Origin of the sequence: Halanaerobium kushneri, from assembly GCF_900156285.1 — a bacterium.
Lineage (GTDB): Bacteria > Bacillota > Halanaerobiia > Halanaerobiales > Halanaerobiaceae > Halanaerobium > Halanaerobium kushneri.
The window spans coordinates 41,418-64,176 of record NZ_FTNC01000017.1; the positions used below are offsets into that span (position 1 = coordinate 41,418).

Below are 22,759 nucleotides of genomic sequence, written 5' to 3' on the forward strand. Positions count from 1 at the left end.
TAAAAAAGATTAAAAAAAAGCAGGAATTTTTTGTTCGGCCTTGAATATTATAAACTAGAGAGTTAATTTAAAACTTAAATTAATACTTGAATTAATATTGATGTTAATGTTTCAGACTTATATTTTCTTACAAAATGGAGGTAATCAAATTATGAAAAATGTTTTTAAAGATTTTAAAAAGGTAAAATATGAAGGACCAGAATCAGATAATCCAATGGCATTTAAGTATTATAACCCGGAAGAAAAAATTGCGGGCAAAACAATGGAAGAACACTTAAGATTCTCAATCGCTTACTGGCATACATTTGCGGATACAGGTGAAGATCCATTTGGTGCTGGGACCAGAGTTTACCCCTGGGCAGATATTAGTGATCCTTTAGAAAGAGCCAAGGCCAAAGTTGAAGGAGCCTTTACCTTTATGGATAAGCTGGGAGCTCCATATTTCTGCTTCCATGATCGTGATGTAGCTCCTGAAGGAAAAACAGTTGCCGAAAGCTACAAAAATTTAGATACTATCGTTGATTTAATTGAAGAGAAGATGAACGAAACAGGTATAAAGCTGCTCTGGGGAACAGCTAATATGTTTACCAATCCTCGTTTTATGAATGGTGCTTCTACTTCTCCTAATGCAGATGTATTTGCCTTTGCTGCCGCTCAGGTTAAAAAGGCTATGGAAGTAACCAAAAAACTTGGTGGTCAAAACTATGTATTCTGGGGTGGTCGTGAAGGTTATGAAACACTTTTAAATACAAATATGGCCCTGGAACAAGATAATTTGGCCCGTTTTTTAGAAATGGCTGTAGATTATAAAGAAAAAATTGGTTTTGATGGTCAGCTATTGATTGAACCAAAACCCAAAGAGCCAACTAAGCATCAGTATGATTTTGATGCAGCAAATGTGATTGCCTTCTTAAGAAAATATGATTTAGATGAGCACTTTAAAGTTAATCTGGAGGCAAATCATGCAACCCTGGCTGGACATACCTTTGAGCATGAGCTTCACTATGCTAGAATTAATGATATGCTGGGAAGTGTAGATGCAAATCAGGGTGATTTATTACTCGGCTGGGATACAGACCAGTTCCCAACTAATATTTATACAACAACTCTTGCTATGTATGAAATACTTAAAAATAATGGTCTGGGTAAAGGGGGGCTCAATTTTGATGCTAAAGTTCGCCGTCCTTCCTTCAAAATGAAAGATTTATTCTATGGTCATATTGCTGGAATGGATGCCTTTGCTAAGGGCTTAAAAATTGCCAATAAATTATTAGAAGATAAAGTATTAGAAGATTTTGTGGCTGAAAGATATGCAAGTTATGAAAGTGGAATTGGTAAGAAGATTGTAAATAAAGAGGTTGGTCTGGAAGAATTAGCTGAATACGCTATTGAACTTGGTGAAGTTGAAAATTATTCCGGACATCAGGAAATGCTGGAAGCGAAACTGAATCAGTATATTTTAAATAATTAAATATAAATATTTACCTGCTAAAAGCTGAGTGGACGGTTATTTAATCGTCCACTCCCAATTAAGTTTATTTTAAAAAAAATAAACTAAGATTCAAAAAATTTTAAATATCAAGAAAATATTTATCATTTCCTATTGAAATCTGATAATTTTTTTAGTATAATTAAATAAACCGGTTTCGAAGGAAGTGACAAAATGGTTACAATCAATGATATTGCCAAAAAGGCAAAAGTGTCTAAGTCAACAGTTTCTAAAGTAATTAATAATTACTCAGGTGTTGGTGATGATACTAAAGAAAAAGTTTTAAAAATCATGAAAGAAAATAACTACTGGCCCAATTCAGTGGCCAGAAGTCTCTCAACAAAAAAATCGTACACAATTGGTATATTTGGTCCTCAAATTTTAAATAACTTCTTCTTTAGAGAAGTTTTTGAAGGTATAGAGGCTGTAATGGGAGATAAAGGTTATGATCTTTTATATTTTACCAATAAACAGTGGGATGAATCCTGGGTTGATTACAGCTATAAAGAAAAATGTGAAAACAGAAATGTTGATGGCGTAATAATGATGGGTTATGGTAAGGTTAATATAGCTCAGTTTGATCGGCTTTTAAAATCGGATATACCATCTGTTTTTATTGACCTGGATCTGGTTGGTTCTAATACTTCCTATGTAACTTCTGATAATACCGGTGGAGCCCGAAAAGCGGTAGAATATCTAGCTGAATTAGGTCATAAAAAAATTGCAATGATTAGGGGATTAAATGGTTTTAAAGTTTCTACAGATAGATTTGTTGGTTTTCAGCAGGCTATCAAAGCTCTCAATCTCCCCTATAATTCAGAATGGATGTTTGACGGCGATTATAGTATGGAAACCGGCTATCAATCAATGAAAAGAATTCTTAATTTAGATGAAAAGCCAACTGCTGTATTTGCAGAGGATTTAATTGCTATTGGTGCAATTAAAGCTATTCGCCAGGCAGGTTTAAATGTACCAGGTGATTACTCAATTATTGGTTTTGATAGCATAGAGATAGGAAGACATTATCATCTGACTACTATTGCTCAGGATCAGATTGGTTTAGGAGAAGCTGCCTCAAAACTTCTTTTAAATATTATTAATAAGAAATCATTTTCGCCAATCATTTTACCGACTAGACTGATTATTGGAGAGACATGCAGAAAGGTATAATAATTTTTAGATAAATATAAACCGGTTTCTAAATAAAAATTAGGGATATTTTTTTAATATTCAAATTTTAAACCGGTTTCTAAAAGGTAAAGGAGGAAACTATTTGGAAGAAAAGGGTGCTTTTTATTCCGGTGATTATCAGAATTTACTGAAGCAATATGGTTATAGTGAAAAAGAAATTGAAGTTAAGATCAATAAGACCTGGGATTCTCTATTTTTTGCTGATGATTTAAAATTTTATCATCAAACTGACGAAAATATGGCCTATATTACTGATACAGGTAATAACGATGTTAGAACTGAAGGTATGTCTTATGGGATGATGGCAGCAGTGCAGCTGGATAAAAAAGAAGTTTTTGATAGACTCTGGCGTTGGACCAAAAAATATATGTATCAGACAGCTGGAAAATATAAGGGATATTTTGCCTGGTCCTGTGATCTTAAAGGAAATAAAAATTCTCAGGGACCTGCTCCAGATGGGGAAGAGTATTTTGCAATGGCATTACTTTTTGCATCGAGAAGATGGGGAGATGGCAAAGGAGATTTAAACTATTCAAAACAGGCAAAAGAAATTTTGCATGAGGTTATTCATAAAGGAGAGAATTCGCCTGGTGATCCGATGTGGAATTCGGATAATTATTTAATTAAGTTTATTCCGGAAGTCGAGTTTTCAGATCCATCCTATCATTTGCCACATTTTTATGAACTTTTTGCTCAATGGGGAAATGAAGAAGATCGAATTTTTTGGGAAAAGGCTGCTAAAGCAAGTCGTAATTATTTAAAGCAATCTTGTCATTTAGAAACCGGTTTATCAGCGGAATATGCGGAATATGACGGATCACCTCGTTTTGAAGAGGGCCATGGAGATTTTTACAGTGATGCTTATCGAGTTGCTTTTAATATTGGAGTGGATTCACTCTGGTTCAATAAGGATCCCTGGCAGAGGAAGGAAGCTTATAATCTGCAGAAGTTCTTTTTTGATAAAGATGAATATACAAAATACTCTATAGATGGTAAAGAACTGGAAAAACCAGATTACTTACATTATCTGGGCCTTAAAGCTGCCAATGCTGCAGTATCACTGGCTGGAAAAAATAAATTTACAGAAAAATATATAAAAGACTTCTGGGAAGCTGAGCTGAGAAGAGATGAGCGCCGCTATTATGATAATTTTCTGTATTTATTTGCTTTACTTGCATTGAGCGGTAATTTTAAAATTTATTAGTACAAATGATTCTTAATTTTCGGATAAAATTGATTCAATTTTATCAATATACATCAAAATTATAAGGAGGGTTTATTTTGAAGAAGGGTTTAAGTATTTTAATTTTAATGTTGGTTCTGGCTTTAGCTTTTACCACTGTAACAGCAGCTCAGGATGATCTAAAGGAATTTGATGTTTTTATTTCTGTTTCCTTACCTGATTATTCTGGCTCATCCATTGTTGGTGACATAATCCAAAAAGAGACAGGAGTTAAATTAAACAGAGAGTATCTTGTTGGAGATTTAGAGCAAAAAGTTGGTTTAATGATTGCCAGTCAGGATTATCCTGATATGCTAGTAGCAGCTCATTTTACTGACAAATTTGTTGAGGCTGGTGCTTTAATTCCTCTTGAGGATTTAATTGATAAACATGCACCAAACATTAAGAAATATTATTCCAAGCATTTGGATGCCTTAAGAAAAGACGATGGACATATCTATTATCTCCCTCAATTAGCTATTCCTTTTGAACCAGCAGAAAGGAGATATCCATCAGTAGGATTTTTCATTAACAAAAGAGTTCTTGAAGCAAATGATTACCCGGTAATTAAATCATTTGATCAGTATTTTGAGTTAATTGAGAATTATCAGAAAGAACATCCTGAGTATAAGGGACAAAAAACAATTGGATATACAACTTTATTTGATGGCTGGCGAAGATTTGCTACTACCAATGGTCCGATGCACTTAATGGGTTATCCAAATGAAGGTGGATTTGTACCTGTTAAAGAAGGTGGCGAATATGTAGTCCGTCCCTATTATGGCAGTAATGTAGAAAAATATTATTATAAAAAATTAAATGAAATGTATAATAAAGGTGTTGTAGATAAAGAAGCCTTTGTTTCTAATTTTGATCAGTATTTAGAAAAGATAAGTTCTGGCCGAGTTTTAGGAACAATTAACCAGTACTGGCAGGTTCAGCAGGCTCAAGAAGTTTTAATTAATGAAGATCCAGACAGCATTATGGTGCCTTTCCCTGTAACTTATGATCCAATTGTTGAAGAACATGTAAGAGACAAACCATATGTTCAGACTACACAGGGCATGGGAATTACAACAGCCTGTGAAGATCCAGTAGCAGCAATTAAATATCTAGATTACCTTGTTAGTTTGGATACACAGCGCTTAATTCAGTGGGGTATTGAAGGTGAACATTATCAGGTAGATGAAGATGGCATGTTCTACAGAACTGAAGAGCAACTGAAAATGTTCCAGGATCCAACCTGGGTTAGAGATGTATTTGGACGTCATTATTTCTATAATGCCTTTCCAAGTTTAACTGGTCTTGGTCCTGATGGAAACAGTTTTATGCCTAGCAGACAGCCCAGTGCAATTTATGCAAATAGTTCGGAAGCCGAAAAAGAGGTAATGGATGCCTATGGTGTTAAATCATTTACTGGTCTTTATAATAAGCCATTTGAAGACAGAAAGTATTTCCCACTCTGGACAATTACCTTACCTACAAACTCTAAAGCACAGATTGAATCAACAAGAATGACCGATGCTTTAGTGCAGCATATTCCGACTCTGGTAATGGATTCAACAGAGAAATTTGAAACTAACTGGGATGCCTATACTAAGCAGATTAATGGTCTAATGGATGCCCAAATTGAGCACTATCAAAAACAAATTGATTGGAGAATGGAGAACTGGTAAAACTAGTTTATAATCCTATCATTAATAATCGGAGCAGGGAGTTAAACTTCCTGCTCCTAAATAAAAATTTTCTTATTTTTGTTTAATTAGCTATTTCTTTAAGGAGGAATATTTGTGAAGAAAAGTGGAGATACTTTCTGGCAGAAACTCTGGAAGCAGAAAGCTTTAGTTTTAATGTCACTTCCATTTATAATTTATGTTATCATTTTTAAATATGTACCATTATGGGGCTGGTTAATGGCCTTTCAGAACTATTGGCCTGGAAATTCATTTTTCAATCAGACATGGGTTGGTTTAGAAAACTTTAGATTATTATTAACTGATCCTGTATTTTTTGAGGTATTAAGAAATACTCTTGCTATGAGCTTGATTAAGCTTTTATCAGGAATGTTTTTTTCAATTTTACTGGCGCTGGTTTTAAATGAAGTTCGTTTTGCTAAATTCAAAAAAATTACTCAGACTATTTCTTATTTACCCCATTTTATTTCCTGGGTTGTAGGAGCTAATCTGGTTATGAATGCTCTTTCCACTGATGGTGGAATTGTCAATGATGTTTTATTAAATCTAGGAATTATAGATTCTCCGATTATGTTTATGGGAATCCCTAAACTTTTCTGGTGGATAGTTGGTGCCTCTCATGTCTGGAAAACTGTTGGATTTGGTGCGATTTTATATCTAGCCTCGATTGTTTCAATTAGTCCCAGTTTATATGAGGCTGCAGTTATTGACGGTGCGAGTAGATTACAGCGAATTAGATATATTACTCTACCGGCTTTAAAACCTGTTATCATAATTTTATTAATTATAAATGTAGGCCGTTTAATGAATATGGGCTTTCAGCAGATTTATCTGCTCAGTAATGGAAGAGTAATTGAGTACTCCAGGATTTTTAGAATCTTTGAGCTTGATTATGGATTGAAAATGATGCGTTATTCTTTTGCTACAACGGCAGGTATATTTAGAAGTTTAGTCAGTATTGTTTTAGTTTTTAGTGCCAATCAGATAGCTAAAATGATGGGAGAAGAAAGATTAATTTAAAAGGAGGAATCGATTCTTATGCTCAGAGCCAAGAAAAGAGGCTGGGATGATATTTTATTAGATATATTTGTTTATTCATTTTTAATAGCTTTGATTATTGTTACTCTTTATCCATTTCTAAATACTCTGGCAATCTCTCTCAATGAGGGAAGAGATAGTATTAAGGGAGGTATATATCTCTGGCCGCGTGAATTTACAACTTTTAATTATGAATCTTTATTAACTGATCCTCAGATTTTCCATGCAGCAGGTGTCTCTATTGCCCGAACCGTTTTAACTACGGTTTTTGGGACATTTTTAACAGCAATGTTAGCTTATGTAATTAGCCGTAAAGATTTTGTTTTAAGAAAATTTATAACCTTTATTTATGTTTTAACAATGTATGTTCAGGGAGGTTTAATACCAACATACTTTCTTTATCAGCGCCTTGGTTTAACCAACAATTTTTGGGTTTATGTACTGCCCGGACTGGTAGCTGCTTTTAACTTAATTATTGTTAGAACCTATATCAATGGCCTGCCGGAAAGTTTAATTGAATCAGCTAAAATTGATGGAGCATCAGAGTTTACTATTTTCTTAAAAATTATTTTACCCTTAAGTAAACCAGTTCTGGCAACAATTGCTATTTTTACAGCTGTTTATCACTGGAGTGCCTGGTGGGATGTTTTTCTCTATAACTCATCCAATCCAGCCCTTTCAACCCTGCAGTATGAGTTAATGAAAGTATTAGCGAGTGCCAATTCAATGTCTGGCTCAATGCAGCAGGCTTTATCAAACTCAGCTCAAGCCGCCCAGATTACCCCACGGGCAATTAGAGCTACCATGACTATTATTGTTACTGTTCCAATAGCGGTTGTTTATCCTTTTCTCCAGCGATACTTTGTACACGGTCTGACTCTCGGAGGGGTAAAGGAATAATAACAATTTAAAGTTCAATATTTCTTAAAAATTTAAGAGAAAGCTTATAAAAGCAGGATTAAATTACTCTTTTATGAGTTTTCTCTTTTTAATTTGTGGATTTAATTATTAAAAAGAAAGGTGGTATTATGCAGAAAATTGAAGCAGATATTCCTTCATTAAAAGCTGTTTATGCAGATCATTTTAAGATTGGGGCAGCTGTTGAACCCAATCAATTGGAGGGGAAACATGCTCAAATTTTAAAGAAGCATTTTAACAGTTTAACCGCCGAAAATGTAATGAAGCCGGAAACTATTCAGCCTGAAGAAGGAGAATTTAATTTTAACGGTGGAGATAAAATTCGTGATTTTACAAAGGAAAATGAAATGATAATGCGAGGTCATACCTTAGTCTGGCACAGTCAGGTTCCTGACTGGTTTTTTGAGGATGAAAAAGGAAATTTAGTTTCTAAAAAAGTTCTCCTGGAGAGAATGAGAAACCATATTGAAAAAACAATGAAGCATTATAAAGGAGATATTGACAGCTGGGATGTAGTTAATGAAGTAATTAAGCCCTCATCCGATGAGACAAATGGACTCAGAAACAGCAGCTGGTATCAGATTGCAGGGATAGATTATATCAAAGAAGCCTTTATCCATGCTAATAAGATTGACCCGGGAGCAAATTTGTATATAAATGATTACAGCCTTTTATCTGATCCTGCTAAGCGTGATATAATGTATAATCTTGTTAAGGAGCTGCTGACTGAGGGTATTCCTATAGATGGAATTGGAATGCAGGGCCACATCAATATTAAGTCCCCTTCAATTTCTACAATGGAAAAAACTTTAGAAAAGTTTTCTTCTCTGGGGGTAGATCTCCAGATAACTGAGCTTGATCTAAGTGTTTATAAGAATAATAATCAGAGCTATGACAGTTTTAGTGAGGAATTAGCTGTTGAGCAGGGTCACCGCTACAGTAAAATTTTCAAGCTTTTTAAGCAGTATTCTGATTCAATTACCAATGTTACCCTCTGGGGAATCGCCGATGATCACAGCTGGTTAACTGGTTTCCCGGTAGTAAGAAATAACTGGCCGCTTTTATTTGATCAATCATTGAAAGCAAAACCAGCTTTCTGGAGAGTTGTTGTTCCTTCTTAGCTGTTATTGCTGAGATAATAAAGCTTTTGATTAACAAATCTACATTAAGGCTTAATTTTTGTGCCAGCTAAAAATATGTAATATAATAGATATAAAAGGAGGGTTTCAGTATGGAAAAAATTCAGCTTGGAAATACAGGACTTCAGGTAAGTCAGATGGGATTGGGCTGTTTATACTTTGGTGCCAGAGATAGTAAGGAAAAATCTTTTAGAAGAATGGACCAGTACCTTGCTGCTGGAGGAAACTTTTTTGACACTGCTAATATGTATTCTCACTGGATTAGTGATCAGACTCAGGGCGGAGAAAGCGAAAAAATGATTGGTAAATGGCTTAAGGATAGAAATAATCGTACAGAGATTATTTTGGCTTCCAAAGTTGGTTTTCCCTATCCTGGAACTGAGTATGGAACCACCAAAGAACAGATTAAAGAAGAATGTCATAGAAGTTTAGAAAGACTTGGCACTGATTATCTTGATCTTTATTATGCACATACTGATGACTTTAATACTCCAATGGAGGAAACGCTGGAAGCTTTCAATGAATTAATTACAGAAGGAAAGGTTAGGGCAATTGGAGCTAGTAATTTTAAAGCCTGGCGTCTTGAGAGAGCACGACAGATTGCGGAAAAAAATCACTGGCAGAGCTACAGTGCTATCCAGCAGCGTTATTCATATCTGCGACCGAAAAGCGGCTGGGATTTTGGTGATCAGGTAGCAGCCAACCAGGATTTATTTGGATTTGTCGAGGATACCGGAATTTCTCTGGTGGCTTATTCGCCATTACTTCAGGGAGCTTATACAAATCCAAATAAAGAATTCAAAAAACAGTACCAGGGTCCGGATACAGATAAAAGGCTGGCAGTACTGGATGAAATTGCTGCTGAAACCGGAGCAACAAGAAATCAGTTAGTCTATTATTGGTTAATGAATAGAGAGCCAAAGGCTATTCCTCTAATTGCAGCCACTACAGACGAACAGTTTAAAGAAGCTGTTGGCAGCCTGAAACTTGATCTAAGTAAAGAAATGTTAAAAGCAATGACTGAAGCAAAATTTTAAGTTTAATATTTAAATTTAGCAGGATAGATTTCTATCCTGCTTTTAATACATAATTTGAAAGAGGTTGAATAAATGCAGAAGCAAAATTTAAAATTACCAGCTTTACTTACTGATGGTATGGTTTTACAGAGGAATGAAGAAATTAAAATCTGGGGCTGGTCTCAGCCGCAGCAGCAAGTTAAAGTTATTTTTAAAAATAGGGAGTATTTCTCCAGGGCAAATCATAAAGGTGAATGGTTTGTTATTTTGCCTGAAGTAAAAGCTGGTGGCCCCTATGATATGAAAATTACAACTGCTGGCGAAAAAATCAGTATCAGCGATATTTTAATCGGTGAAGTCTGGCTTTGTTCAGGTCAGTCAAATATGGAGTTACCAATGCAGCGGGTTAAGGATCGCTATGCTGAGGAAATAAAAAAGGCAGGAAATGACCAAATTAGAGAGTTTAAGCTCCCGATCACCTATAATTTTAAAGAAGAAAATGAAGATATTGAAGGAGCAGGTTGGAAAAAGGTTACTCAGGATACTATCAGAGATTTTTCAGCAGTTGCCTATTTTTTTGCTAAAAAATTAAATGACAAATATGAGGTGCCGGTTGGTATTTTAAATGCAAGTGTAGGTGGTTCACCGGTTGAAGCCTGGATGAGCAGAAAATCACTGGCTGACTATCCCGTGTATTTAAAAATGGCAGACGAATTTTCAGATACGGAAAAAATTCAAAATGCAGAAGCCCATAATTTAGAGGTTAATAAAGAGTGGGCAGCAAAGGTTCATAAAAATGATCAGGGTTTAAAGAATGCTCCTACCTATTTTGATTCTGCTTATGATGATTCTGACTGGGAGACAGTTGAAATTCCAGGCAAATTCGATCAGCTTAACTTTGCAAATAAAAATGGTGTTGTCTGGTTTAGAAAAGAGCTTGAATTAACTGAAGCAGAGGCAGAAAAACCATCTCGACTCTGGCTGGGAAGAATAGTTGATGCTGATACAGCCTATGTTAATGGCAAAAGGGTAGGTACAGTTACCTATAAATATCCTCCCCGCAAATATAAGCTAAAGGATGGGATTTTAAAGGAAGGTAAAAATCTAATTGCAGTGAGAGTTGTAGTCAATAATGGGCAGGGTGAGTTTGTAGCTGATAAGCCATATAAGCTTTTTACTGGAGAAAATGAAATTGATCTCAGAGGTGAATGGAAGTATAAAGTTGCTGCAGTTATTGAAGAAGATAAAGAGGAAGAAATTTTTATTCAGTGGCAGCCGACAGGTTTATTTAATGGTATGATTTCTCCTCTGTTAAATTACAAACTAAAAGGGATCTGCTGGTATCAGGGAGAATCAAATACCGGTCGTGAGGAAGAATATAAAGACTTATTTGTAAAAATGATTAAACTCTGGCGGCGGAGATTTAAACAGGGTGATCTACCCTTTATTTATGCACAGCTGCCTAACTTTGAACCACCAGAGGAAAATGAAAGAGAAATCTGGGCGGCCTTCCGCAATGCACAGCGGGATGCTTTAAAATTAAAAAACACTGCAATGACTATTAACCTTGATCTAGGAGAGTGGAATGATCTCCACCCATTAAACAAAAAAGATGTGGCACATAGATTTTACTTAGCAGCTCGAAATTTAGCTTATGGTGAAGAACTTATCTATAGTGGTCCTAAATTAAAGAATTTAGTAAAGAGGAAGGATAGAATAATCCTGGAATTCTCTAATCTTGCTGGTGGCTTAAATTTCAAAGGAGATAAGTTAAAAGGGTTTGAGCTTGCAGCAGCAGATAAAAAGTTTAAAAAAGCAAGAGCTGTGCTAAAAAATAATAAAGTTATAATCTACACTGAAGCTCTGAAAAATCCTCAATATATCCGTTATGCCTGGAAAGATAATCCTAAAGAAGCCAATTTATATAACCAGCTTGATTTACCAGCTGGAACTTTTTTAGAAAAAATATAATTTTGTTTGATTTTATTACTAAAATATTTTATATAGTAAAAAATAATATGAAAGATTAGTTTACTAATTTAATTTTCACCTCATGATTGGAGGATAAAAAATGTCAATAAAAAAATTTATCAACAAAAAATCTAAGGCCTATCAGGCCTGGTTAAGTTATGAAAAACTGAGTGATAATTATTTAAATAAAAATGAAGAATTACTGAGCAATATTTCTGTTTATGGGAAGACAAATTTAAGTGCATCAATAAAAGAAGAACTCAAACGGGCTCTGCCTAAGTTTTTAGCAGCAGATTTTAAATTGAATTTTAAAGATCGGTATCAGAATAAAATTTTAATTGCAGCAGAGACCGAGGTAAAAGAGATTGCTGCCGGCAGCAAAGAAATTTCTTCAATTTTAAATAATGTAGAATTTGGCGAATTAGATGAAGAAGGCTATTTAATTAAATATTTTAAAGAACAGGATCTGCTCCTGCTTACTGCAGCTTCAGATCAGGGGCTGCTGTATGGAGTTTTTGCCCTTTTAAGAGAAATTCAGCAGGAAAATGATCTGCTGGAACTAGATCTTTTATCTAATCCCAAAAATAATCTCAGAATGCTAAATCACTGGGATAATTTAGATGGCAGCATTGAGCGGGGTTATGCAGGCAAGTCAATTTTTTATAAAGATAATCAGCTGGTAAATGATTTAAAAAGGATCAGAGATTATGCCCGGATGCTGGCTTCAATTGGTATCAATGCTCTTTCTATCAATAATGTCAATGTTTCTTATCAGGAAACACGCTTAATTGATGACAAAATTGAGATGGTAATTACCATTGCTGATATTTTAAGAGACTATGGAATTACCACCTATTTAAGTGCTAACTATGCTTCACCGATGCAGCTGAGTAGTATTGATACTGCTGATCCACTGGACGAAAAAGTACGACTCTGGTGGAAAGAAAAAACTGCCGAAATTTACGATGAGATTCCAGATTTTGGAGGATTTGTAGTTAAAGCAGATTCTGAAGGCAGACCAGGACCCTTTACCTATGGCCGCAGCCATGCTGATGGTGCCAATATGATGGCAGAAGCACTGGAGCCCCATGGAGGTTTATTAATCTGGCGCTGTTTTGTCTACAACTGTCAGCAGGACTGGCGGGATAAAGAGACCGACCGAGCCCGAGCTGCCTATGACAACTTTAAGGATTTAGATGGCCAATTTAAGGAAAATGTACTTTTACAGATCAAAAATGGACCGATGGACTTTCAGGTGCGTGAACCAATTACTCCACTATTTGGAGCCATGCCGGAAACAAATCAGGTGCTTGAACTGCAGGTTACTCAGGAATATACAGGCCAGCAGAAGGATTTATGTTATTTAATTCCTCAGTGGAAGAAGGTTACTGATTTCGACACCTATGCTGAGGGAGAAAATACCCCTGTTAAGAGAATTGTTGACGGCTCAACTTATAATCAGAAAAATACTGGATTTGCTGCGGTTGTTAATGTAGGTAATGATCAGAACTGGACAGGACACCACTTAGCTCAGGCCAATCTCTATGGCTACGGCCGTCTGGCCTGGAATCCAGATTTATCAGCTGTTAAAATCACAGAAGAGTGGATAAAAATCACCTTTGGTCAGGATCAGGAAGTGATGGAGAGCCTGCTCAGGATGTTGTTATACTCCTGGAGTATTTATGAAGACTATACTTCGCCTTTAGGAATTGGCTGGATGGTAAACCCAGGTCACCATTATGGAGTTAATGTCAACGGTTATGAATATTCGCGTTGGGGAACCTATCACAGAGCGGACCATGAGGGAATAGGTGTTGACCGCAGTGTAGCAACTGGAACCGGTTATGCGGGTCAATATTTTAAGGAAAATGCAGAAAAATATGAGACTATAGAAAACTGTCCGGATGAGCTGCTTCTATTTTTCCATCATGTTCCCTATACCCATGAGCTGGATTCTGGTAAAACGGTGATTCAGCATATTTACGACAGCCACTTTCGAGGTGTGGCAGCTGTTAAAGAACTGCAGGGACACTGGGAGAAACTTGAAGAAAAAGTTGATTCAGAAATCTTTGAAAATGTAAATAAAAGGCTTAAGATGCAGCTTGATAATGCTGTTGAGTGGAGGGATCAGGTGAATACCTACTTCCACAGAATTTCCGGTATTGATGATAAGTTTGATCGGAAAATATATTAGTAATGGAGGAATATAATGACTGAAGAAATGAAATATAAAAATCCATCTCTTCCCTTAACAGAAAGGGTAGAAGATTTAGTTTCTAGAATGACTTTAGAAGAGAAGATGTCGCAGATGATCTATGATGCAGCGGCAGTTGAAAGACTGGATATTAAAAAATATAACTGGTGGAATGAATGCCTGCATGGAGTGGCCAGAGCTGGTACAGCAACCGTTTTTCCTCAGGCAATTGGAATGGCAGCTTCTTTTAACGAAGAACTGCTCCATGATGTTGCGGGGACTATAGCAGATGAGGCCAGAGCCAAGTACAATCAGGCTCAGAAAAAGGATGACCGCGGAATTTATAAGGGCTTAACTTTCTGGACACCCAACATCAATATTTTTAGAGATCCCCGCTGGGGAAGAGGCCAGGAAACCTATGGTGAAGATCCTTACTTAACTGGACGTCTGGGAGTTGCTTTTATTAAAGGACTGCAGGGAGACCACCCCAAGTACTTAAAGGCTGCAGCCTGTGCCAAACACTTTGCAGTTCACAGCGGACCTGAAAGTGAGCGCCATCACTTTGATGCAGAGGTCAATAAAAAAGATCTGCGCGAAACCTATCTGCCTGCTTTTCGTGATGCGGTTAAGGAAGGAAAAGTTGAGGCAGTAATGGGTGCCTACAACAGAGTTAATGGTGAGCCTGCCTGTGCCAGTAAAGAGTTAATGGAAAATATTCTGCGCGAAGAATGGAATTTTGACGGCCACTATGTTTCCGACTGTGGTGCAATAGAGGATATCTATTTAAGGCATCAGGTTCAGGAGAGCCCTGAAGAAGCTGCAGCAATGGCAGTAAATAAGGGCTGTGATTTAAACTGCGGTCGAGTGTATGAGAGCATGAAAATTGCAGTGGAAAAAGGCCTGCTGACAGAAGCAGTAATTGATAAATCAGTTAAGAGGCTGATGAAGACCAGATTTAAACTGGGAATGTTTGACCCGGAAGATGAAGTTCCCTTTAATCAGATTCCATTTGAAGTAAATGACAGTCAGGAAAATAGAGAGCTGGCCCGGGAGACAGCAAGGCAGTCAATAGTTATGCTTAAAAATGAAGAAGATATTTTACCTTTAAATAAAGCTGAGCTGGATTCTATAGCAGTTATTGGCCCCAATGCTGACAGTCAGCCGGTGCTGATTGGAAACTACAGCGGTAAGGCTTCTAAATATGTGACATTGATAGATGGAATACATAATGCGGTTAGTGACCAGACCCGGGTTTACTATGCTGAGGGCTGTGATTTGAGAACAACTGAGCCTTCTTACTGGGGTAATCAGCCGGATGCTGGCTTTGCAGAGGCGGTTTCCATTGCCGAAAAATCTGATGTAGTAATAATGTGCCTTGGTATTTCTCCTGAACTGGAGGGAGAGGAGGGGGCAGTTGCCAACTCAGATGGTGGCGGAGATAAGATAGATATTGCTCTGCCAGGAATGCAGGAGCAACTGCTGACAGCTGTCGCAGAGACAGGAAAGCCAATCATTGCAGTAATTACAAATGGTAGTCCTGTTAATTTAAATTCGGTTGATCAAAAAGCAAGAGCTGTCTTAGAAGCCTGGTATCCAGGGGAAGAAGGCGGAAACGCTGTTGCTGATATTCTATTTGGAGATTATAATCCATCTGCAAAATTACCGGTAACTTTTGTTAGATCTATGGATCAGCTGCCTGATTTTAGAGATTATTCGATGCAGAATAGAACCTATAGATTTATGGAAGCAGACCCACTCTATCCTTTTGGTTTCGGTTTAAGTTATACGGATTTTGAATTTAGTAACTTGAAATTATCGTCAGAATCTTTTTCCACTGACTCTGAGATAGAAATCAAGGTTAGCACAAAAATTAAAAATGCTGGTGAATACAGGGGAGCAGAAGTTGTACAGCTATATCTCAAAGATTTAGATAGCAGTGTTCCAACTCCCAAATATGAGCTTAGAGGTATAAAAAAGATTGAATTAGATCCTGGAGAAGAAAAAACAGTTGAATTTGAACTTACTCGCCGAGATTTTGCCTTAATCAATCAAGAAGGACAGGCTATTTTGGAGGCTGGAGAATTTAATATTTATGTAGGGGGGAGTCAACCTAATAATTATAGTCAGCAGTTAAAAAAACAGAAAGTTTTAGTAGAAAAACTTGAAGTAAAAGGAAATAGTGTTGAATTGGGATACTAAAATTATATGCAGAGTGGTTTGATAATTAACCATTCTGCTTTTTCAGAAAATAGTTTGACAATTCTAAACTAGTATGTTAGTATTATTAATATACTTAACAGGTGGTGGATTTATATGAATTTAGCTTATCACAAAAAATATAACAATTTAAATATGAAAGATTATGTATATAATGTTTTAAAAGAAAATATCATGAACCTGACAATAAAACCAGGCACAATATTACGAAAAAAAGAAATAGCAAGTGAGTTTGAGGTGAGTAGAACTCCAATTAGGGAAGCTTTTGTTAAACTAAAAGAAGAAGGTTTAATTGATGTTTATCCTCAGCGGGGAACCTTTGTATCATATATTGACCTGGATAAAGTTAAGGAAGCTAAATTTATGAGGGAAGCGTTAGAAACAAAAATTGTAAAACTTGCATGTGAGGTTTTTCCCGATGAAAAAATATTTGATTTAGAGGCTAACCTAAAAGTTCAAGAAATGAGTTTACAACAAAATAATTATTTAAAATTATTTGAGTATGATAATGAATTCCATAAAATGTTGTTTGAAGGATGCAATATGGAAAATATATGGACCTCAATTGAACAAATAAGCAGTCATTTAAATAGAATGAGAATTTTAAGTTTATCTGCAGATTTTAATCGCTCAGATGTTATTGAAGATCATCAGAGAATTATAAATACTATTAGAGAAAGAGATTCTAAGAAAGCTTTACAGGTAATGGAGTCTCACATTAGTAGAATTAAATTTGATCAGGAGAAATTAAAAAGAGATTATCCAGATTATTTTGCAAGTTAAAAAGTTTAATTTTATATTAACTAACATGTTAGTATAATTAGAATACAATAGATAATAATTCTTAATTATAATAAAATTAAGAATATAAGTATATAAGATTACATAAAAATGAGGAGGGGTATTTTAAAAATTCAAAATTTTATTTTTGCATTGAATAGTTCATATATTATAACAACTTAAATAGGAGGAATAAAATTGTTTACTAAAAAATCTATTTCTAAATCATTAATTGTTTTTATTGGTGTATTAGTTTTAAGTATTGTTTTCAGTAATTCAATTATGGCCCAAAACTATACTTTAAATATTGGTATGGCAGTTGGTGAAACAAATCCAATGTATAAGGGAGCAATGCAGTTAAAAGAAAATGTAGAAGCCAAAACTGATGGAGATTTGGAAATACGAGTATTTCCAAATTCACAGTTAGGAAGCACAGATGATTTACAGGAACAGGCAAAAATGGGAGCAAATGTTGCAGTTATAACGGATGCAGGAAGACTTGCAGATGTTTTACCTGAAATCGGTATTTTAAATGCTCCTTATATTGCTACAAACTATGAAGATGTAAGAAAAATAGTTTTATCCGATATGTTTAGAGATTTATCAAATCAATTAACCGAAGACAATTATAAAGTTTTATCTTTTAACTGGTATCAGGGTGCAAGACATTTCTTAACAAATAAAAGAGTAGAAGTTCCTGCCGATTTAAATGGTCAAAAGATTAGAACTCCTGGATCACCAGTATGGAGAAAAAGTGTTGCAGCAATGGGAGCAACTCCTACTCCATTAGATTGGTCGGAAGTATATCCAGGAATTCAGCAGGGAGTTATTGATGGTGCAGAAGCTCAGCATACAGCAACTTATGGATCTTCACTTTATGAAGTTATTGATTATATTAATAAGACTGGACATTTTCAATTAATGACAGGTCTAGTTGTTGGGACTAGATGGTTTAACAGTCTACCTGAAGAGTATCAAAATATAATAATAGAAGAATCTATTAAGGCAGGAGACTATGCCTCTAAATTGACAATTGAATTAGGAGAAAAGTATGAAGCTGAAATGGAAGAAATGGGTGTTACAATTGTTGAACCTAATATTGATGCCTTTGTGGAAAGTGTTCAGGGGGTTTATGAGGAATTAGGCTACAGCAAATTAAAAGAGCAAATTCAGAATGAAGTATTAAATTAATTATATTATTTTTACGGCCTCCGATATCGGAGGCCGTAAAAAAATAAAATGGAGGTATTGCGGTGGATAGAATTAATGATTCAATTAATAAGATTGAAAATACCGTTGGTGCATTTGCTTTAGGGATACTTGTTATTTTAGTTTTTGTTGCAGCAGCTTTGAGATATTTAGGTAATCCGATTGTCTGGAGTGTAGATCTTGCTCAATTATTATTTGTCTGGGTTGTATTTTTAGGAGCTGATAGAGCTCTACAAACAAATAATCATATTGGAGTAGATTTTTTTGTCAATTTTTTACCTAAAAAATTCAAAAAAATTATTTACATAATACATTATCTCATTATTTTATTGTTTTTAAGTGGTATTATCTATTATGGTTTTGATTTAACAATTAGAAATTTTTCTAGAAATTTTAATACCCTGGGAATTAGTTATTCTTATGCTACAGCAGGTGTACCAATAGGATGTTTATTAATGTTTAGAACTATAATTTATAAATTCATGAGTAATGAAATTCTTAGTTCAGAGAGTGAACAAAAAGACCTGATTTAGGAGGGAGATTAATGACACTAGTAGTTAGCGTTTTTGTAGTTTTATTATTAACAGGAATGCCTTTAGCTTTTACCATTGGTATTTCGAGTTCACTATTCTTTTTGTTTGAAGCTGGTTTACCTTTTTCTATAGTGACACAAAGAATGGTAGCAGCAACGCAAAATTATCCGCTTTTAGCTGTTCCATTTTTTGTTTTAGCAGGTAACTTAATGAATGCTACTGGTATTACTAAGCGTTTGATAAAGTTTTCAACTATTTTAGTTGGACATTTAACCGGTGGTTTAGCCCATGTAAGCATTGTTTTAAGTTCGCTTCTGGGAGGAATTTCTGGTTCAGCAGTTGCAGATGCAGCGATGGAAGCAAGAATTTTAGGACCTTCTATGACAAAACAGGGCTATGATAAAGCTTATAGTGCCGCAGTTATTGGTTTAAGTTCTTTAATTACTGCTACAATACCACCAAGCATTGGTCTTATACTATACGGTTATACGGGACAGGTTTCTATAGGAAGATTATTCATTGCCGGAATAATTCCTGGTTTATTAATGGCACTTTTATTAATGGTCACAACATATATTACATCTAAGAAAAGAGGATATACTCCTGTAAGAGAGAAAGCTCCAACTAAAAAAGAAGTTTGGCAAGGCTTAAAAGATAGTATCTGGGCAATTATTTTCCCTTTGATTTTAATCATTGGTATTAGATTTGGCTTTTTCACTCCTTCTGAAGCCGGTGCTTTTGCTGTAGTCTATGCATTTATAATTGGGAAGTATGTATATAAAGAATTAAAATGGTCTGATTTAAAAGAAGTATTAAAACAGTCATTATTTGATAATGGAGTAATTGTTTTAATAATCGCTTGTTCTTCAATATTTGGATATGTTATTATTGCAAATCAGGTTCCTCAGCAAATGGCTCAGGTTATCACATCAATTACTCAAAATCCAACCTTGCTATTGTTTATGATTTTAGGATTTTTATTTATTGCAGGTATGCTTATGGAAGCAACAGTAAATGTTTTGCTCTTAACTCCGATTTTTCTTCCAATTATTAAGTCAGTTGGAATTGATCCTGTACATTTTGGAATTATGATGATGACTATTGTAACAATGGGAGGAATGACTCCACCAGTTGGTGTGACAATGTATACAGTATGTTCGCTGATGGACGTTCCAGTAGAGGATTATGTATATCAGTCGATTCCCTTTACCCTGGCAATTCTTGTTTTAATAGTTATTTTGGCTTTCTTTCCAAATCTAGTATTATTTTTACCGGATTTAGTTTATAGTTTATAATTTGGAGGTTATAAAAATTGGATTTTTTAAATAATGATTATTTATTAACTAATACTAAAGCTAAAAATATTTATAATGAAATTAGAGATTTGCCAATAATAGATCCCCATAATCACAGTGATTTAAAAGAAATAATAGATAATGAAAACTGGCATGATATTTGGGAAGTTGAGGGTCAAACAGATCATTACATCTGGCAGTTAATGAGAAGAATGGGTATTGAAGAAGAAAAAATAACTGGTAATGCTTCTAATAAAGAAAAATGGAAAGCTTTTGCGGAGGTTTTTCCTTCTTTTGCACTTAACCCGGTATTTGAGTGGATGCAGCTTGACTTAAAAAATTCTTTTGGGATTCAAAAGCTATTAAATTCCAATAATGCTGATGAAATCTGGGAAATAACTAAATCAAAATTACAAAAAGATGATTATAAACCCAGATCATTACTAAATAAAATGAAAGTAGAAATTATGTGTACGACAGATGATCCTGTTTCAGATTTAAAGTATCATAAAAAGGCCAAAAATGAACTTGAAAATTTAGAAGTTTATCCTACCTGGAGACCTGATAATTACAGTAAAATTGAAAAATCAAATTGGCAGAGAAATGTTCTAAAACTTATTGAAAAATATTTAGATACTAATAATTTATCACTTAATAACTTATTAAAAGCTTTAGAACTTTCACATTCATATTTTGATAAATTGGGATGTGTGTCCAGTGATCATGATTTACCTGAACTAATGAGTAAAGAAGTAAGTTTTAAAGAAGCAGAAAATATTTTTGATAAAAAACTTAACCAGGAGTTAAGAAATAATGAAATAATAATTTTTAAAGCCTTTATGCTTAATTATTATGCAGAGTTAAATCGAAAAAAAGGCTGGATTATGCAGCTTCATATTGGTGTTAAAAGAAATTATAGACAAAGTCTCTTAGATGAGGTTGGTATTAATTCTGGAGGAGATATAATCGGTTCGGAAGTTAATATTGTAGATGGTTTATCATATTTATTAAATAAATTTGAAGATTTAAAATTTGTTGCCTATATAATTAATGATAATTATTTACAGTCATTAGTTTCTATAGCACGAGCTTTTCCAAACTTAAATTTAGGCTCTTCCTGGTGGTTTAATGATAGTGCCTATGGAATGAATAAGCATCTTAATCATATAGCAGCTGTTGATATTTTAGCTAAGCAGACCGGAATGGTGACTGATTCTAGAAAAATTCTATCTTATGCTTCTAGAACTGAAGTATATAGAAGAACTCTTGCTAATTTGTTAGGTGAAAGTGTATTAAAACAGCAGCTACCAATTTCACTGGCAGAAAAAATTGCAGTTGATTTATCTTATAATAGACCTCTTGAGTTATTTTTTAAAAATAAGTAAGAAAAGATTATAAAAAGTTGGTGATGTTAATGAAAATGGTTTTTCGCTGGTTTGGCGAAAGTGATGATAGTGTAAGTTTAAAAGAAATTAGACAAATACCTGGAATGACAGGAGTGGTTAGTGCTCTTTCTGATATACCGGTTGGTAAAGTATGGCCTTTAGATAAAATAAAAAATCTAAAAAAGAAAATTAATGATGCAGGTCTGGAACTGGAAGTGATAGAAAGTGTTAACGTTCATGAGGATATTAAATTAGGGGCACCTTCACGTGACAACTATATCGAAAATTATAAAGCAACTCTTAAAAATTTAGCTGCAGAAGGAGTAAAAGTTGTTTGTTATAATTTTATGCCTGTATTTGATTGGTTGAGATCTGACCTGGCCCTGGAACTGGAAGATGGATCAACTACAATGTCTTATGATGAGAAATGGATTAATAATACAGATCCAGTAAAACTAGTAGAAGAATTTGATAAAAGTTCTGAAGGGTTTTCGCTACCAGGTTGGGAGCCAGAAAGATTAGCTGAATTAAAAGATATTATGAAAAAATATGAATCAATTACTGAAGATGATCTCTTTGAAAATCTTAAATATTTTTTAGAAGAAATATTACCTGTTTGTAAGGAAAATGATATAAAAATGGCTATTCATCCTGATGATCCACCCTGGCCAATTTATGGACTGCCACGAATTATGACTGGAAAAGAAAATATTCGCAAATTATTGGATATGGTAGATGATCCTTATAATGGTCTTTCTTTATGCAGTGGTTCTTTAGGATCAAATCCTGATAATAATGTGCCAGATCTAATTAGAGAATTTGGAAATAGAATTCATTTTGGACATGTCAGGAATTTAAAATTTGATGGAAATGGAAAATTTCATGAGACATCCCATTTATCGGATGATGGTTCTTTAGACTTATTTGAAATTATGAAAGCATATTATGACATAGGATATGAGGGTTATATTAGGCCTGATCACGGCCGTATGATTTGGGGAGAAAAAGCCAGACCAGGTTATGGGTTATATGATAGAGCTCTTGGAGCAACTTATCTTAATGGTCTCTGGGAAGCAATTAATAAATGTAGTAAATAAAAAGGGAAGGAGAGCGATATGTTAAAACTAAAAAAAGAAGAATTAAAAGATAAAGCACAGTGGACTGAAGCCGGAATAAATCCGCCAGAATTTGACTATCAGAACTTAGTTGATAAAACAAAAGCAAATCCTGAATGGGTACACTTTGGTGCAGGTAATATTTTTAGAGCTTTTATAGCTCGCCTGCAGCAGGAACTCTTAAATGAAGGAGAAGTGGAAACAGGAATCATTGCTGCCGAAGGTTTTGACTATGAGATTATAGACAAAATATATAAACCAGCTGATAACTTAAGTCTGGTAGTTAAGATGTCAGCTGATGGTAATCTGGATAAAACACTGCTGGCCAGTATTGCTGAAGGATTAAAAGCTGA

Annotated in this window: 17 protein-coding genes and 1 pseudogene; all 18 read left to right on the forward strand. The window is 34.8% G+C overall.

Annotated features, from left to right (window positions below):
- Positions 1 to 151 precede the first annotated feature (151 nt).
- Complete coding sequence (xylA, locus tag BW929_RS10995; RefSeq protein ID WP_076545539.1) at positions 152 to 1,471, forward strand: xylose isomerase; 1,320 nt, start codon at positions 152 to 154, stop codon at positions 1,469 to 1,471.
- A 192-nt stretch (positions 1,472 to 1,663) separates the two neighbouring features.
- Entirely contained in the window at positions 1,664 to 2,659 is a 996-nt protein-coding gene (locus BW929_RS11000) for a LacI family DNA-binding transcriptional regulator (protein WP_076545540.1), read from the forward strand.
- Between the two features lie 103 nt (positions 2,660 to 2,762).
- Positions 2,763 to 3,884: a family 8 glycosyl hydrolase gene (locus BW929_RS11005; RefSeq protein WP_076545541.1), complete on the forward strand. Its 1,122-nt coding sequence runs from the start codon at positions 2,763 to 2,765 to the stop codon at positions 3,882 to 3,884.
- 77 nt (positions 3,885 to 3,961) lie between these two features.
- Positions 3,962 to 5,578 carry an extracellular solute-binding protein gene (locus BW929_RS11010; protein WP_076545542.1) on the forward strand — a complete coding sequence of 539 codons (1,617 nt, stop codon included), beginning with the start codon at positions 3,962 to 3,964 and terminating at the stop codon, positions 5,576 to 5,578.
- 114 nt (positions 5,579 to 5,692) lie between these two features.
- On the forward strand, positions 5,693 to 6,616 hold the full coding sequence (locus tag BW929_RS11015) for an ABC transporter permease (protein ID WP_076545543.1): 924 nt from the start codon (positions 5,693 to 5,695) through the stop codon (positions 6,614 to 6,616).
- A gap of 18 nt (positions 6,617 to 6,634) precedes the next feature.
- Positions 6,635 to 7,534 carry a carbohydrate ABC transporter permease gene (locus BW929_RS11020; protein ID WP_076545544.1) on the forward strand — a complete coding sequence of 300 codons (900 nt, stop codon included), beginning with the start codon at positions 6,635 to 6,637 and terminating at the stop codon, positions 7,532 to 7,534.
- Between the two features lie 128 nt (positions 7,535 to 7,662).
- The gene (locus BW929_RS11025) at positions 7,663 to 8,673 is read left to right on the forward strand and encodes an endo-1,4-beta-xylanase (RefSeq protein ID WP_076545545.1); all 1,011 of its coding nucleotides are present in this window, start codon (positions 7,663 to 7,665) and stop codon (positions 8,671 to 8,673) included.
- Positions 8,674 to 8,783: 110 nt separating this feature from the next.
- On the forward strand, positions 8,784 to 9,728 hold the full coding sequence (locus BW929_RS11030; protein ID WP_076545546.1) for an aldo/keto reductase: 945 nt from the start codon (positions 8,784 to 8,786) through the stop codon (positions 9,726 to 9,728).
- A 72-nt stretch (positions 9,729 to 9,800) separates the two neighbouring features.
- Positions 9,801 to 11,678 carry a sialate O-acetylesterase gene (locus BW929_RS11035; protein ID WP_076545547.1) on the forward strand — a complete coding sequence of 626 codons (1,878 nt, stop codon included), beginning with the start codon at positions 9,801 to 9,803 and terminating at the stop codon, positions 11,676 to 11,678.
- Positions 11,679 to 11,778: 100 nt separating this feature from the next.
- The gene (locus BW929_RS11040; RefSeq protein ID WP_076545548.1) at positions 11,779 to 13,872 is read left to right on the forward strand and encodes an alpha-glucuronidase family glycosyl hydrolase; all 2,094 of its coding nucleotides are present in this window, start codon (positions 11,779 to 11,781) and stop codon (positions 13,870 to 13,872) included.
- Between the two features lie 15 nt (positions 13,873 to 13,887).
- Complete coding sequence (locus tag BW929_RS11045) at positions 13,888 to 16,071, forward strand: glycoside hydrolase family 3 C-terminal domain-containing protein (protein ID WP_076545549.1); 2,184 nt, start codon at positions 13,888 to 13,890, stop codon at positions 16,069 to 16,071.
- Positions 16,072 to 16,185: 114 nt separating this feature from the next.
- Positions 16,186 to 16,872, forward strand: coding sequence for a GntR family transcriptional regulator (locus tag BW929_RS11050; RefSeq protein WP_076545550.1), 687 nt, complete (start codon positions 16,186 to 16,188; stop codon positions 16,870 to 16,872).
- A 195-nt stretch (positions 16,873 to 17,067) separates the two neighbouring features.
- The gene (locus tag BW929_RS11055; protein ID WP_143414036.1) at positions 17,068 to 18,060 is read left to right on the forward strand and encodes a C4-dicarboxylate TRAP transporter substrate-binding protein; all 993 of its coding nucleotides are present in this window, start codon (positions 17,068 to 17,070) and stop codon (positions 18,058 to 18,060) included.
- A gap of 62 nt (positions 18,061 to 18,122) precedes the next feature.
- Positions 18,123 to 18,611, forward strand: a complete 489-nt coding sequence (locus tag BW929_RS11060; protein ID WP_076545551.1) for a TRAP transporter small permease — start codon at positions 18,123 to 18,125, stop codon at positions 18,609 to 18,611.
- A gap of 11 nt (positions 18,612 to 18,622) precedes the next feature.
- Complete coding sequence (locus BW929_RS11065; RefSeq protein WP_076545552.1) at positions 18,623 to 19,906, forward strand: TRAP transporter large permease; 1,284 nt, start codon at positions 18,623 to 18,625, stop codon at positions 19,904 to 19,906.
- Between the two features lie 17 nt (positions 19,907 to 19,923).
- A complete protein-coding gene (gene uxaC / locus BW929_RS11070; RefSeq protein WP_076545553.1) occupies positions 19,924 to 21,291 on the forward strand; it encodes a glucuronate isomerase in 1,368 nt (455 codons plus the stop codon).
- 29 nt (positions 21,292 to 21,320) lie between these two features.
- Positions 21,321 to 22,388, forward strand: coding sequence for a mannonate dehydratase (gene uxuA, locus BW929_RS11075; RefSeq protein ID WP_076545554.1), 1,068 nt, complete (start codon positions 21,321 to 21,323; stop codon positions 22,386 to 22,388).
- A gap of 18 nt (positions 22,389 to 22,406) precedes the next feature.
- Positions 22,407 to 22,759: pseudogene (locus BW929_RS11080) on the forward strand (mannitol dehydrogenase family protein); the annotation flags it as partial.

Bases quoted from the DNA above. Each gene is read 5' to 3' on its own strand.
- xylA (WP_076545539.1), top strand. From the start codon at position 152: ATGAAAAATGTTTTTAAAGATTTTAAAAAGGTAAAATATGAAGGACCA.
- BW929_RS11000 (WP_076545540.1), top strand. From the start codon at position 1,664: ATGGTTACAATCAATGATATTGCCAAAAAGGCAAAAGTGTCTAAGTCA.
- BW929_RS11020 (WP_076545544.1), top strand. From the start codon at position 6,635: ATGCTCAGAGCCAAGAAAAGAGGCTGGGATGATATTTTATTAGATATA.
- BW929_RS11025 (WP_076545545.1), top strand. From the start codon at position 7,663: ATGCAGAAAATTGAAGCAGATATTCCTTCATTAAAAGCTGTTTATGCA.
- BW929_RS11030 (WP_076545546.1), top strand. From the start codon at position 8,784: ATGGAAAAAATTCAGCTTGGAAATACAGGACTTCAGGTAAGTCAGATG.
- BW929_RS11035 (WP_076545547.1), top strand. From the start codon at position 9,801: ATGCAGAAGCAAAATTTAAAATTACCAGCTTTACTTACTGATGGTATG.
- BW929_RS11040 (WP_076545548.1), top strand. From the start codon at position 11,779: ATGTCAATAAAAAAATTTATCAACAAAAAATCTAAGGCCTATCAGGCC.
- BW929_RS11045 (WP_076545549.1), top strand. From the start codon at position 13,888: ATGACTGAAGAAATGAAATATAAAAATCCATCTCTTCCCTTAACAGAA.
- BW929_RS11050 (WP_076545550.1), top strand. From the start codon at position 16,186: ATGAATTTAGCTTATCACAAAAAATATAACAATTTAAATATGAAAGAT.
- BW929_RS11065 (WP_076545552.1), top strand. From the start codon at position 18,623: ATGACACTAGTAGTTAGCGTTTTTGTAGTTTTATTATTAACAGGAATG.
- uxuA (WP_076545554.1), top strand. From the start codon at position 21,321: ATGAAAATGGTTTTTCGCTGGTTTGGCGAAAGTGATGATAGTGTAAGT.